The 12,079-nt window shown below is 61.0% G+C and carries 12 protein-coding genes and 1 pseudogene; 8 read left to right on the top strand and 5 right to left on the bottom strand.

The annotated features are described in order from the left end of the window. Positions 1-199: 199 nt before the first annotated feature. The 5 genes and pseudogenes from SYN63AY4M2_RS04460 to SYN63AY4M2_RS04440 all read right to left on the bottom strand — a co-directional run bounded on the left by SYN63AY4M2_RS04460 (position 200) and on the right by SYN63AY4M2_RS04440 (position 4,442). Complete coding sequence (locus SYN63AY4M2_RS04460; protein ID WP_011429486.1) at positions 200-724, bottom strand: NYN domain-containing protein; 525 nt, start codon at positions 722-724, stop codon at positions 200-202. 147 nt (positions 725-871) lie between these two features. Further along, the gene (gene glyQ, locus SYN63AY4M2_RS04455; protein WP_011429487.1) at positions 872-1,858 is read right to left on the bottom strand and encodes a glycine--tRNA ligase subunit alpha; all 987 of its coding nucleotides are present in this window, start codon (positions 1,856-1,858) and stop codon (positions 872-874) included. Positions 1,859-1,903: 45 nt separating this feature from the next. Continuing rightward, the gene (locus SYN63AY4M2_RS14350) at positions 1,904-2,026 is read right to left on the bottom strand and encodes a hypothetical protein (RefSeq protein WP_276307358.1); all 123 of its coding nucleotides are present in this window, start codon (positions 2,024-2,026) and stop codon (positions 1,904-1,906) included. 270 nt (positions 2,027-2,296) lie between these two features. Then, positions 2,297-2,976 (bottom strand): annotated as a pseudogene (locus SYN63AY4M2_RS04445) (proteasome-type protease); the annotation flags it as partial. Between the two features lie 35 nt (positions 2,977-3,011). Then, complete coding sequence (locus tag SYN63AY4M2_RS04440; RefSeq protein WP_099884229.1) at positions 3,012-4,442, bottom strand: DUF697 domain-containing protein; 1,431 nt, start codon at positions 4,440-4,442, stop codon at positions 3,012-3,014. 176 nt (positions 4,443-4,618) lie between these two features. Here SYN63AY4M2_RS04440 and SYN63AY4M2_RS04435 point away from each other — a divergent pair, with 176 nt between their 5' ends. The 8 genes from SYN63AY4M2_RS04435 to SYN63AY4M2_RS04400 all read left to right on the top strand — a co-directional run bounded on the left by SYN63AY4M2_RS04435 (position 4,619) and on the right by SYN63AY4M2_RS04400 (position 11,782). Beyond that, on the top strand, positions 4,619-4,903 hold the full coding sequence (locus SYN63AY4M2_RS04435) for a DUF427 domain-containing protein (RefSeq protein ID WP_011429490.1): 285 nt from the start codon (positions 4,619-4,621) through the stop codon (positions 4,901-4,903). Positions 4,904-5,022: 119 nt separating this feature from the next. Further along, positions 5,023-5,541 carry a TolB family protein gene (locus tag SYN63AY4M2_RS04430; RefSeq protein WP_041438852.1) on the top strand — a complete coding sequence of 173 codons (519 nt, stop codon included), beginning with the start codon at positions 5,023-5,025 and terminating at the stop codon, positions 5,539-5,541. 34 nt (positions 5,542-5,575) lie between these two features. Next, positions 5,576-6,775: an LL-diaminopimelate aminotransferase gene (locus tag SYN63AY4M2_RS04425; protein ID WP_099887235.1), complete on the top strand. Its 1,200-nt coding sequence runs from the start codon at positions 5,576-5,578 to the stop codon at positions 6,773-6,775. 169 nt (positions 6,776-6,944) lie between these two features. Next, positions 6,945-7,733, top strand: a complete 789-nt coding sequence (locus SYN63AY4M2_RS04420) for a hypothetical protein (RefSeq protein WP_240527732.1) — start codon at positions 6,945-6,947, stop codon at positions 7,731-7,733. A 244-nt stretch (positions 7,734-7,977) separates the two neighbouring features. Further along, the gene (gene hisD / locus SYN63AY4M2_RS04415) at positions 7,978-9,291 is read left to right on the top strand and encodes a histidinol dehydrogenase (RefSeq protein WP_011429494.1); all 1,314 of its coding nucleotides are present in this window, start codon (positions 7,978-7,980) and stop codon (positions 9,289-9,291) included. Positions 9,292-9,340: 49 nt separating this feature from the next. Continuing rightward, positions 9,341-10,165: a hypothetical protein gene (locus SYN63AY4M2_RS04410; RefSeq protein WP_240530498.1), complete on the top strand. Its 825-nt coding sequence runs from the start codon at positions 9,341-9,343 to the stop codon at positions 10,163-10,165. 96 nt (positions 10,166-10,261) lie between these two features. Continuing rightward, a complete protein-coding gene (locus SYN63AY4M2_RS04405) occupies positions 10,262-10,567 on the top strand; it encodes a hypothetical protein (RefSeq protein WP_011429496.1) in 306 nt (101 codons plus the stop codon). 24 nt (positions 10,568-10,591) lie between these two features. Beyond that, complete coding sequence (locus SYN63AY4M2_RS04400; RefSeq protein ID WP_011429497.1) at positions 10,592-11,782, top strand: tetratricopeptide repeat protein; 1,191 nt, start codon at positions 10,592-10,594, stop codon at positions 11,780-11,782. Positions 11,783-12,079: the final 297 nt, after the last annotated feature.

Below are 12,079 nucleotides of genomic sequence, written 5' to 3'. Positions count from 1 at the left end.
TGCCCAGAAGTTAAAGTGGCTGGGACAGCTTTTCCCGGCAACGCCGACGATGGCCGGTGTAACAGATGGGTCGCTTGCGTGGCAGCAATTTTACCAAGCAGACTTTCTCTCAAGGCGGAGAAACCCGAAGGACCTCAGGTGGGTTGTGACAACTCCGCCGGGGAGCTGTGGGGCCAGCTCGAGAGTAGAGGGATCAGCCCTACTTATCCAGCTTCTCGATGTAGGGGCGAATGTCGTTGAGGTCGATGTAGCGATCGGTGGCATTGCGCAGCTCGCGGGCGATCATTCCTTCAGTGGAGACGACTGTAATCAAAGTGTTTTTGGAGCGCAACAGCTCAACGGCCCGCTCAAAATCGCCATCGCCGCTAAACAAGATGATCCTGTCGTATTGCCCAACCGTGTTGAACATATCGATGACGATCTCGATATCCAGGTTGGCCTTCTGGGAGTAGCGGCCAGAGTCTTCGTCTCGATACTCTTTAAGGATCTTGGTGCGCACCGTAAAACCCAAGCTGATCAGAGCATCTCGAAAGGCCCTTTGATCGTTGGGATCCTTGATGCCGGTGTACCAAAATGCGTTGACTAGCTCGACGTTGGGCTGTGACCTGACAAAATAATCCAAGACTCGGCGCGGGTCGAAAAACCAGCCATTTTTTTGTTGAGCATAAAACATATTGTTCCCATCGATAAAGATGGAAACCCGCGTGACGGGATGGCGAAACATAAAGATTTTTCTCGGAATAAAGGTGGACTGGTCAGGAAAAGAGGGTGAAAACGAGAGTGTCGATTATCCTAAGGTAAGGGTGGCCACGGCAGGCCAGCGCCTGCTGATACCAATCACCCATCATAGCGAAAACAGGGATCTTTTTCCCTAGCCATTAGCCCAGGCGCCTTTGGAGATCAGGGTGGGTTCCGGCTGCCGCAGGGCATAGCTGGATCCAGGGCGGTCGGCTTGGCTAACGTACAGCTCTGCCAATTGTCGGGCCAGGTTGCGGATGCGCCCAATGTAGAGGGTGCGCTCGGCTACGGCAATGACGCCGCGGGCATCGAGCAGGTTGAAGGTGTGGGAGCACTTGAGCACATAGTCGTAGGCGGGCAGGAGCAGCGACACCGCCAGCCGATCGGGAAGCACCTGTTTTTGCAGCTTCTGCTGTGTGGTTTCGATCAGGCGCTTGGCTTCAGCTTCGTAGAGGCGGAACAGCTCCAGCAGCATCTCGGGATCCGAATACTCGAAGTTGTAGTAGGACTGCTCCACCTCGTTTTGGAAATAGATTTGCCCATAGGTAATCCGGCCTAGGGAAGGGTGCTCACCCCAGCAGAGGTCGAAAACCGAGTCCACCCCCTGTAGGTACATGGCCAGGCGCTCTAGGCCGTAGGTAATCTCCACAGAAACGGGGCGACAATCCAGCCCGCCCACTTGCTGGAAGTAGGTGAATTGGGTTATTTCCATGCCATCTAGCCACACTTCCCAGCCCACACCCCAAGCCCCCAAGGTGGGAGATTCCCAGTCATCTTCCACAAAGCGAATGTCGTGTTCTGCCGGGTCAATGCCCAGGGCCCGCAGGCTCTCCAGGTACACCTCCTGGATGTCGTCGGGGGAGGGCTTGATCAGAACCTGGTACTGAAAGTAGTGCTGCAGACGGTTGGGGTTTTGGCCGTAGCGCCCATCGGTGGGGCGGCGACAAGGTTCCACATAAGCCACCCGCCAGGGATCCGGCCCCAGGGCGCGCAAAAACGTGTGGGGGCTCATGGTGCCGGCGCCTTTTTCCAGGTCGTAGGGTTGCAGGATGAGGCAGCCTTGCTCCCCCCAAAACTGCTGCAGGCGAAAGATCAAGTCCTGAAAGGTGTGGGCTGACATACCAAGGGCTGAGCAGGGATACCTTATCCTACCAATCTCCCCCCCTCAGTCGATCAGCTCTTCTTGATCGGCATCCGCTGGGTCTGAGTGGTTCCACTCGATGGGCGGCATTTGGTCGAAGGCTTGTTTGAGGGCGCTGATACATTTACGCTGAACACTGCTGAACATCACTGTTCAACTATGCAGCGATAGCATTCTGCTTGTTTCCATTCGCGTTAGCGGGACGGAGTCCAAACAGAATGGCGGTATCCCGCAAAGCTTTGAGTAGAATACCCAAAGCGCAGTTTCCGTGTCGTCTTACTACCAATTTTGTGCTTTGCTTTGGCTACCATGTTGGCAGACTCGAAAGTAAACAGAAAGATCAACTGGTAGTAATCCGTACTGAACATATTATACATTATTTTCAGTATAGTTGAGCTTATTATTGACTAGAGTCATGCTCTCCCAGAGCTTGCGCATCTTGGCCAGGTAGGGATCCCCGGTGCGCAGGCGCAGGCGCTGGGAGACTTTGAACTGATCCGCTTGTACCATCACCAGGTCGATGGGGGGGCCGACGGAGATGTTGGATTTCATGGTGGAGTCGATGGAGAGGAGAGCACATTTGGCCGCGTCCTCCAGCGAGGTTTCGTAGGAGAGGATGCGATCCAGGATGGGTTTGCCGTATTTGGTTTCCCCCACTTGCAAAAAAGGGGTTTCTGGGGTGGCTTGAATGCAGTTGCCCTGGCTGTAGCTCAAGAAGAGGGCCGGCTCCTCGCCGCAGATCTGTCCTCCCAGCAACAGGCTGCACTGGGCGTCGATGCCGTCTTTTTCCAGCCAGGGTCGGTCTTGCTCCTGGATGTAACGAATTTTGGATCCCAGGTAGCGGGCCACGTCGTAGAGATGGGGAAACGTGTGGAGATTGGCACTTTCCTGCTGGCGCAGATCCCGCTGCACTTCGGTTAGAACACTCTGGGTGATGGACAGGTTGCCAGAGTGCAGATCAGGATCACCCGTTCTTCGGGCACGGAAAAGTCGAACAGCTTCTGATAGGTGGAGACATAGTCCACCCCGGCGTTGGTGCGGGAATCTGCCGCCATCACCAAGCCAGAACGGGTGAGGATGCCAAAACAGTAGGTCATGGGTGCAAGGGGCTCGGCTTCTCGACTGTAGGATCTCAAAGCAGCGCCGAACCGATTTTGCTGCGGATCTCTTCCCGGAGGCGCGCGGTAATGGAGGTCTCGTCCAAATCGGCCAAAATTTGGGCAATGGCGGCTTTGGGCCCTTCTGGCCCCCAACTGGCTCCTTGGGCCAGGTAGCGACGGGCCGCCTCCCCGATGGCGTAGCAGGAAAACCCGGCCAAGACCGCTTGCGTCAGGGCCACCGAACCGTAGGCCCCTAGGGAGAATCCTCCAGCGAAGGGCAGGGATCCCCCCAGCAAGGTTTTCAGGGATCCCAGGCCCAACAGCGCCACCCACTCGCCGGCGCCCAGGCTGAGCATGCTGAGGACGATCTTCTGCAGCAGTTGTGCGGCTCCCGCGCTGCTCATGGGCCAGCCATAGAGGCGGGACAGGCGCAGGATCAAGGCAATATCCAGGGCCAGCCCTCCCAAGGTATCGAGCAGGGTAACGGGGTTGAGGGCAACGGCCAGCGCCTTGGTGCGGGCAGCGGCGGCGATGAGGTCTTGGGCTTGCTGGGCGCGGCTTTGCAGCTTGCGCTCGATGACCTGTTGGTTGACGCGATCGGCAAACAGGAGGGCATTCAAGGCCAGCAGGGAGCGCCCCTCCCGGTGCAGCACCTCCAGGATCTTCAGGCGCAGGGCGTCCACTTGGGGGGGGCCGATCTCCATCTCCACGCCGAAGCTGCCATCTGGCCTCTGCACCAGCCGCGGCACGCGCGGGGAGGCCGCCACCATGACGATCTCGTCGGGAGAAAGAAGTTGCCGCACCCGTTCGTTGCGGATCTTGTCGTAGATGGCCTGGCGATCCGCCTCCGGGTACTGGTCGATCTTGTTGAACACCAGCAGCATGGGCTTGCCCGCCTCCCGCAGGGTGGCCAGAGCCTCAAACTCCACCCGCGTCAGATCCCCGCAGACCACAAAGAGGATCAGATCGGCCCGCTGCGCCACCTCCTGGGCCAGCCGTGCCCGCTCCTCGCCGTCCACTTCATCCAGGCCGGGCGTGTCGATCAGCTCCAGACGGGATCCCTGCCAGTGACTAACCTGAACCGACTGCACCGAGGCAGGGGGCAGACGGGATCCCTGCAGGGCTGCTGCAGAGAAGGGGGATTGGGGGCGGGTTTCCCAACTGATGTTCCAAGCTGCCGCTTGCTGGGTGCGGGTAATGCCGTGGGTGGGCCCCGTCTGGAAGACCGGCTCCCCCAGCAAAGCATTGAGCAGAGAAGATTTGCCCCGCCCCACCAGGCCAAAGGCAGCGATGTGGATCACCTCGGTTTCCAGCTTGTCCAGCAGCGTCTGCAGGCTCTCCAGCTCCCCTTCCAAACCCGCCATCTCCTGGGGGCTTAGATCCAGTTGAGCCACCCACTGGCGCAGGCTGCGCTTGGCTTGCTGGTAGTTGAGGTCATCTTCTAGGGTGTTGCGGCGAGCCATGGCAGTGACGCTCAATAGCAGTGGAGAACAGCCCGGCAGGGGCGGGTGTCAACCCTCAACGACAACGATGACGATAAGCAGAAACGCTAATCTCAAAGAAAGGCAGTTGGCCTTGCCGGGATCTGCAACTTTAAAAATAACGTTGAGAACTGGGAGTTTGCGACAGGAGGTTTTTCATGCCGAGGGCCATCTGGAACGGGGTGGTTGTGGCGGAGACCGACCGCTACGAAACCGTGGAAGGCAACATCTATTTTCCGCCGGAATCCCTGCGCTGGGAATACTTCCAGCCCAGCTCCACCCACACCACCTGCCCCTGGAAAGGACAAGCCAGCTACTACACCCTGGTGGTCAACGGCCAGGAGAACAAAGACGCCGCCTGGTACTACCCGGATCCCAAGCCGGCTGCAGCCAACATCCGCGGCTACGTGGCCTTCTGGAAGGGCGTCGAGGTAGAACTCTAGCCGAGCCGAGTTGCCAACTGAGTATGATGGAGAAGAATTGGAGGGGCAATGCGATGCTGACCGATGGCCAGATTCCACGCAGCCCAACCCGCTGGGCAAGCAGGTGGTGTTGGGCCGGCTTGAGCCTCCTGTTGCTCGGTTGTGGCCCGGCAGGGTTTCGCACGCCGCGCCCCACGCTGGCCGGCAGCGGCCTCAACAGTATCTTCCCCGATGGGGAGCCCTCCTTCAGCGGGGATGGTCGCTACCTGGTGTTTTCCTCCGCCCGCGGCGGCAGCCAGGATATTTTTCTCTACGACACGGTGGAACAGCGGCTGGTGGACTTGCCCGGCCTGAATTCCAGCGACGTGGCCGCCACCTCGCCCGACATTAGCGCCGACGGCCGCTACATCGTTTACGTGTCCAATGCGCTGGGCAAATCGGAGATTTTTCTCTACGACCGCCAAACCCGCCGCGTTGAGAATATCAGCAGCCGGGTACCGGGAGATGTGCGCAACCCCACCATCAGCGGCGATGGCCGCTTTATCGCCTTTGAGAGCAACGGTCGCGGCCAGTGGAACATCGAGATCTTCGACCGTGGCCCGGCAGCGGCCACACGGCCCTCTGCCCCCAGCTCTTCTAATGCCGGCAGCAATCCCTAAGGGGATTCAGGAATAGCCAACCTGGACTTGTCGCATGCTCGCTGCCTTCGCCCAACGACTGGAGCCGCTGCACTCCAATGTCTTTGACCAGCTAGACCAGGCCAAGTGGGAGGCGCGCCGGTCGGGCTTGGATGTCATCGACCTTTCTTTGGGCTCCTCAGACCTGCCCCCGCCCCCGGAAGCGCTGGCAGCCATTCAGAGGGCCCTGGCAGATCCCTCCACCTATGGCTACACCCTGTTCCACGATACGGCCGAGTTTCGCGCCGCCTGCGCCCAATGGTATCTCAGGAAGTTCGGCCTGGAGATCGACCCAGAAACTGAGGTGCTGCCGCTGATCGGATCCCAGCAGGGAACGGCTCTCCTACCGCTGGCCCTGCTCAATCCCGGGGATGTTGCTTTGATCACCGACCCGGGCTACCCCTCCCATGGGGGCGGGATCCATCTGGCGGGCGGGATCCCCTACTATCTGCCCCTGCGGGCGGAAAACCGCTTCCTGCCCCAGTGGGATGAGATCCCGGCGGAGATCTGCCGTCGGGCGCGGCTGTTGGTGCTGAGCTATCCCCACAACCCCACCACCGCCACCGTCACCCCAGAGTTTTGGCAGGAGACGCTGCAATTTTGTCAGCAGCACGATATCTTCCTGGCCCATGACTTTCCCTATGTGGACTGGCGTTTCGACGGCCAGGTGGCTCCCTCGGCGCTGCTGGCGGATCCCGGCAAGACCCGCACCATCGAGTTCTTTTCCCTCTCCAAGTCTTACCACATGGGGGGGTTCCGGGTGGCCTATGCCATCGGCAGCCGCGAGCTAATCCGAGCCTTGCGGCTGGTGAAGTCCACCATTGACTTCCACCCCTACCAGGGCATCTTGCGGGGAGCAGCAGCGGCTTTGGCGGCTCCCGATAGCTTTTTGGATAACTGGCGGCAGGTATACCGCAAGCGACGGGATCTTGCGGTGGCCGCTCTGCACCGCATCGGCTGGCCCGTGCCCCTGCCGGAGGCCACCATGTACCTGTGGGCACCTTTGCCCGAGTTCTATCGCGGCTCTTCAGCCCAGTTTTGTCTAGACTTGGTACGGGCTACCGGGGTGGCTCTGTCGCCAGGCTCAGGCTTTGGCCCCGGCGGCGAAGGCTATGTCCGCTTTGCGCTGGTGGCAGAGGGATCCCGGCTGGAAGAGGCAATAGAACGAATTGGGGAATTTTTGGGCAAAGGCACTTCTGGTCTCCGGCAGGCCTAGTCGCATAGAGCCAGCTTAGAAGCAGCAAGGGGGCAGGCTACAGATGTTCCTCTGAGGCCGGTTGTTGTCCCCGTCCTGGCCTTTTAGGCTGCCAGTATTAGCTGCAGCCAGTGCCGGCTAATCTGAGCCAGGATAGGAGTTGTGTTGGCCCAGTTGGCTCCCAAGGGGCATGGAAAAAGAGACGCTCGAGAGTTTTTTGTCCATCCGCGGGGTGATGGGGGTAGCGCTCCTGAGTCGAACAGGCCGCCCTTTTTTCTACCGTTCTTTTCAGAACTTGGACAGCCGACAGCAGCAGGCCCTCACCGAAGGGCTGTTTCAGGTTTTGCAAACCATGCCCCCAGGACTGGACTATTTTGACTTTCAGTTTGCCGAGCAGCGGGTTTTCGTTTACCCTTTGGGGCCGGAGTGGGTGCTGCTGGTGGCGGTCAATGACGACCTGGTGATGCCGGTCTACACCTTGGCCGTCAACCGCCTGCGAGCCGAGCTGCAACGGGATACGCCGAAGGGCCTGGCCACCTTGCGCCTGTTGACCAGCCAGGCGGAGACGGGTCGGAACCTTACCCAACCCAGCTCCACCCTAGCAGAAGGCAAGCCCACACCAAGGGAGGAGGCGACCCAGCCGGCAGCGACAGGCAGCCGCATGGAGATGGATGTCTTCGTGCAATCTCTCAATCGTCTTTGCCAGATCACAAGCGGCTATTTGGGCAAGGCGGTGATCGTCAACTATTGGAAGGCGGCGCGGCAGGAAGTGGTGGAACGCCAGGGATCCTCAGCCGAGTGGCTCCATCAGTTCGAGATCGAGCGCAGCGGACAAATCCACTACAAGGGCACCCTCAAGGAGCTGGACGAATCTCAACAAAAGGTGCTGCGGGACTGGGTGCTGGCTTTTTTCCGCCGCTGCGAAGAGGTGATCCACGATTTTCGCAATTTAATCAAATCGGCGGAATTGCGCTTTTGACATGCTCCCTAAGGCCACAACACCCCCGCCCCGCAAAGGCTGGGCGGCTCTTGGCCGCGGAAAATCCAGGCTAAGCTATGACCATAGCCACCGTGGATCACGCTAGGTGCAGACGGGATCCCTGCCTGGGGATGTCCCTTCTTGTCGCCGCAAGCCGACCCAGCGAAAGATCCGCTTTGCTACCGCGATGCCGCCGGATCCCTCGTTACTATGGGGTTGCGGCACTCTACGCGAAGGAGTCGCTATGCTGAGAATCGTCACCCAGCTAGCCGAGGCTGAAGCCGAGCTTAGACGGATCTCGGAGCGCACTCAGGCTGACCAGAACTTGCACCGCGAGGCAACCGTGCGGGAGATCCTACAAGCGGTACGCCGCCAGGGGGATCGCGCTCTCCTGGCCTACACGGCGGAGTTCGACCAGGTGGAGCTGAGCGTAGCCGAGCTAAAGGTGTCGGGGGCTGAGCTGGAGGCAGCCTACCAGGCGGTATCTCCGCAACTGCTATCGGCCCTGCGCTTGGCCAAACAGCGCATCGAAGCCTTTCACCGGCAGCGGGTGCCCAGCAGTTGGGTGAGCTTTCCCGGCCCCGAGATCGTCTTGGGCAAGCAGTACCGCCCGGTGGATCGCGCTGGCCTCTACATTCCAGGAGGGCGGGCCGCCTATCCCAGCACGGTGTTGATGAACGCCATTCCGGCCAAGGTGGCGGGGGTGCCCGAGATTGTCATGGTGACCCCGCCGGGATCCGACGGGCTGGGGGGCAAGGGGATCAGCCCGGCTATTTTGGTGGCCGCCCAAGAAGTGGGCATCCACACCATCTATCGCGTCGGCGGGGCCCAGGCTATTGGGGCCTTGGCCTATGGCACCGAGACCATCCCCAAGGTGGACGTGATCACCGGCCCCGGCAACATCTATGTGACGCTGGCCAAGAAGCTGGTCTACGGCACGGTGGGGATCGACTCGCTGGCGGGGCCTTCCGAGGTGTTGATCATCGCCGACGAGAGCGCCAATCCCCTCTACGTGGCTGCCGATCTGCTGGCCCAAGCGGAGCACGATCCCTTAGCAGCCGCGATCCTCCTGACCCCCGATCCCAAGCTGGCCCAACAGGTGCAGCAGGCTGTAACCACCCAGATGGAAGCCCACCCCAACCGTCTGCTGGTGGAGAAGGCGGTGGCCAACTACGGCCTGATCGCGGTGGTGCCGGATCTGGCCACAGCGGTCAACTTGTCCAACCAGTTTGCGCCGGAACACCTGGAGCTGCAGGTGGCGGATCCCTGGGCTCTGCTGGATCCCATTCGCCACGCGGGGGCGATCTTCCTGGGACACTACACCCCAGAAGCGGTGGGAGACTACCTGGCCGGCCCCAACCACACCTTGCCCACAGCGGGGGCGGCCCGCTACGCCTCAGCGCTGGGAGTGGAGACCTTCCTGAAGCACTCCAGCCTAATCCAGTACGGCTCGGCAGCCCTGCAGGAGGTGGCCGGCGCGATCCAAGCTCTGGCGCAAGCCGAGGGGCTGCCCGCCCATGGCCAGTCGGTACAGGTACGGCTGGCGGAGGAGCACTAACCTAGCCTAGACAGGGCTTGAACCGCAGTGAAGACGGAAGGTGGAGCAGATGGGGAGCCGGCTCAGGCAAAACTGGCTGGGGCAACTGGGGGGAGCCCTTGTGGCGGTTTGGATCGTCTGGGCGGAGGGGAGCGCCGCCTGGCCGAAGGACATAAAAGACATAATGTCGGCTGCCCCCGAAGCAATCTCTTCTCCTGCCTTGCCCATCCCGTGGGAGTGGGTATACGACTTGCAGGAGCAGGCGCGGCAACGGCAGTGTACGCTGGTGGGCCTGTTGCGCAGCCGGCCCCTGCCGGCCCCGGATCCCCAGTGGCAGGTGTACACTCGTCTGGATTTGGTTGCCACGCCTCAGACCAGTCGGTTGACCAGTGTGTTGTTTGCCAAGAACACTCGTACCCAAGCCTTGCAAGTGATCTATCAAGCTGCGGCGTCTGTGTACGACCCCGTTGAGCCATTGGATTTTGCCATGATCCTGCCTCTGGCCTGGCAGGACAACACCCTGCTGGCGCGGGAGTACGCAGGCTGGTTCCAGACCGACTTGAGCTGGGATCGGGCGGTGATCTGGCCCTTGCCCGCCGACTCGAACAGGATCCCACCGGTACAGGTTTGGGAGCCACCGCCGGCCCTGGGGTATGCCGAGCTGCTGGACTGGGATCCCCAGGCGCGAGGGCGGGTGCTGTTTGCCGTGGCCGATAGCCTGGAGGAGGTGCCGCGGCTGGTGAGCGTTGGCCCTGGTCAAGACTTGCTGTTGCGAGGGACGGCACCGCTGCCAACCTCCGAGCCTCCTGTCCCGCAAAAGGGCTGGACCAGCGCTACCCTCGCAGGGTCGGTACCCATTTGTCATGCCAACAACTTTGGGCTAAACATCAGGTAGTTCCTCCCCAGGGTTTTGGAGCTGCCGCCGATCTTTGGGGTGCTTAGGAGCCGAGGGGAGGATCTAGAGCAGCCCCTAGCGGGAGAGGGAGTAAGCATGCCTAGACCCCAAGTACGACGCGGCTGGCCTTTAGAGGCCTTTGTGGGCGATGTTATTGTCTGTACGCTGGAGGGATCCCATCTGGATCAGGTGACGGAGATCCGGATCAGCCCGGCGGGCAAGGGGATCCGGGTTAGCTTCGGGGATCCCTTGGGGCGCTCCCAAGAGCCGGTGCAGGCCACTGCCGAGGCGCTGACTGTGACTTTTGAGATCGATCCCAGCACCTACCCCGGCGAAAAGCGCATCGAGCTGATCTCGCCGGCAGGGCCCAGCGATCCCCTGCCGTTTTTGGTGATGATGTAGAGGCGCGCAGAGGGGAAGTGAGTCATGGCGTTGGCAACTGCCTCGACCGACTTGGGCGCGCTGCTGCTGGGAGTGGGCCTGTTGCTCCTGGTGGGAGGCTGGGCCTGGCGGCTGCGGCGACAGCAGCGAGCTGCTCCCCCAGACTCGACAACTGTTTTGCCGGCAACGGCGATTGACCTCTCTGCCCTTACGGCGGAACAGGCGGCCCAACTGCAGCCCTTCGAGCAGGCGGTGGGAGATCGGCCGCGGGATCCCATTGCCTGGTACAACCGCGCCACCACCCTCGACCAAATGGGGCAGGCCCAAGCCGCCCTGGCCAGCTACGACCGGGCCCTGCAGCTGAAGCCGGATTTTCCCGAAGCCTGGAACAACCGCGGCTCTCTGCTGGACGATCTCGGCCGTCACCAGGAGGCGCTGGCCAGCTACGAGCGGGCTTTGCAACTGAGGCCGGATTTTTTCGAGGCCCGCTTTAACCAGGCCAACACGCTGCGGCAACTGGGCCGCTACCAAGAAGCGCTACGCGCCTACGAGCAGGTTCTCACCTTCCGCCCCGACAGCGGGGAAGCCTGGCATCTGCACGGGCTGACCTTGGCCTCCTTAGAGCGGTGGCAGGAGGCGGTGAACAGCTACGACAAGGCCCTGGCCATCAATTCCAGCGATCCCCGGGTTTGGCAAAGTCGCGGGCTGGCCCTGGTGCACCTGGAGCGCTACGCCGAGGCTCTGGCCAGCTATGAACGGGCTCTGCAACTGGGATTGGAGTCGGCCTCTCTCTGGGCCGGCCACGCCCTCGCCCACCACCGCCTGGGCAACTGGATGGAAGCTCTCAACAGCTACGACCGCGCCCTGCAGCAGGATCCCCGGCGTTCTCAGATCTGGGTGCAGCGCGGCCTGGTGCTGATGGACTTGAACCTCTACGGGCTGGCCATCCAGAGTTTTGACCGAGCCCTGCAGATGGATCCCGACGATGCCGAGGCCCACTACGCCAAAGCCTGCTGCTGCGCCTGGGAAGGCCAGGTGCCCCAGGCCCTGCAAGCCTTGGAGCAAGCCCTGCGCCTGCAGCCGGAACGCTACCGCCCCTTGCTCGCCTCTGAGCCCTATTTCGACCTCATTCGCGGTGAGCCGAGCTTTACGGCCTTCCTGACAGCCCTCTCCGGCCTTGGAACCGACACGAACTCTACCTCCCTGACGCGAACGGCTCCATCCTCTGCTTCCTAGATTTCTTCTGAGGTTCCAAAGTGAGCCAGCAGCAGCAATCCGGCGATTCCGCCAAATGACGGAGAGAAATTCGGCTCTTTTGCTGAAGAAAGCTGCTGATTTTCCGTAGGGATGCTGTTGCTTGCGGCGGAAAACCCAGTAAACTAAGAACGCTCCAGCTCCTGGCAGATCTCGGAGGCAAGCTGTGTTCTTGTTAACATCTGGTAGCATTTTCACGGCTACAACCTGATACTGTCTGCCTGCAAGCTTCTTCGCGGTTGGTTCCAGCAGAAGTCTGGCCTAGGGAGAATGGGGGTC

It is taken from the genome of Synechococcus sp. 63AY4M2, assembly GCF_002760475.1.
GTDB lineage: Bacteria > Cyanobacteriota > Cyanobacteriia > Thermostichales > Thermostichaceae > Thermostichus.
This window is presented reverse-complemented; position numbering and strand designations above follow the sequence as displayed.

Coding starts and splice junctions, on each gene's coding strand:
- SYN63AY4M2_RS04410 (WP_240530498.1), top strand. CDS start 9,341: ATGGGGAGCCGGCTCAGGCAAAACTGGCTGGGGCAACTGGGGGGAGCC.
- SYN63AY4M2_RS04425 (WP_099887235.1), top strand. CDS start 5,576: ATGCTCGCTGCCTTCGCCCAACGACTGGAGCCGCTGCACTCCAATGTC.
- glyQ (WP_011429487.1), bottom strand. CDS start 1,858: ATGTCAGCCCACACCTTTCAGGACTTGATCTTTCGCCTGCAGCAGTTT.
- SYN63AY4M2_RS04435 (WP_011429490.1), top strand. CDS start 4,619: ATGCCGAGGGCCATCTGGAACGGGGTGGTTGTGGCGGAGACCGACCGC.
- SYN63AY4M2_RS04420 (WP_240527732.1), top strand. CDS start 6,945: ATGGAAAAAGAGACGCTCGAGAGTTTTTTGTCCATCCGCGGGGTGATG.
- SYN63AY4M2_RS04460 (WP_011429486.1), bottom strand. CDS start 724: ATGTTTCGCCATCCCGTCACGCGGGTTTCCATCTTTATCGATGGGAAC.
- SYN63AY4M2_RS04405 (WP_011429496.1), top strand. CDS start 10,262: ATGCCTAGACCCCAAGTACGACGCGGCTGGCCTTTAGAGGCCTTTGTG.
- SYN63AY4M2_RS14350 (WP_276307358.1), bottom strand. CDS start 2,026: ATGTTCAGCAGTGTTCAGCGTAAATGTATCAGCGCCCTCAAACAAGCC.
- SYN63AY4M2_RS04440 (WP_099884229.1), bottom strand. CDS start 4,442: ATGGCTCGCCGCAACACCCTAGAAGATGACCTCAACTACCAGCAAGCC.
- SYN63AY4M2_RS04400 (WP_011429497.1), top strand. CDS start 10,592: ATGGCGTTGGCAACTGCCTCGACCGACTTGGGCGCGCTGCTGCTGGGA.
- hisD (WP_011429494.1), top strand. CDS start 7,978: ATGCTGAGAATCGTCACCCAGCTAGCCGAGGCTGAAGCCGAGCTTAGA.